Origin of the sequence: Shewanella sp. 10N.7, from assembly GCF_020806285.1 — a bacterium.
Lineage (GTDB): Bacteria > Pseudomonadota > Gammaproteobacteria > Enterobacterales > Shewanellaceae > Shewanella > Shewanella electrodiphila.
The window spans coordinates 1-249 of sequence record NZ_JAJGZS010000100.1 but is presented as its reverse complement, the minus strand read 5'-3'; the positions used below and the strand labels follow the sequence as shown (position 1 = coordinate 249).

Here is a 249-nt window from a genome sequence, read left to right as displayed (position 1 = left end):
TGCGTTTCACTACTGAGTTCGGGATGGGATCAGGTGGTACCACAATGCTATTGTCCCCAGACAAATCTGGTTTTAAAGATGGTGCTGATACCCAGAATCGAACTGGGGACCTCATCCTTACCAAGGATGCGCTCTACCGACTGAGCCATATCAGCATGATCTTGCTCAAGATTACTTGTCAGTAATTTAAGACTTAAATTAGGCGCTTGGCGATGACCTACTTTCACATGGGGAGACCCCACACTATCA

General features: G+C 46.6%; 1 tRNA gene and 1 rRNA gene. Both read right to left on the bottom strand.

Annotation, left to right across the window (positions count from 1 at the left end):
• Positions 1-61: ribosomal RNA gene (rrf, locus tag LMH66_RS20350) — 5S ribosomal RNA — on the bottom strand; the annotation flags it as partial.
• Positions 62-79: 18 nt separating this feature from the next.
• Positions 80-155 (bottom strand) — tRNA-Thr (locus tag LMH66_RS20345).
• Positions 156-249 lie beyond the last annotated feature (94 nt).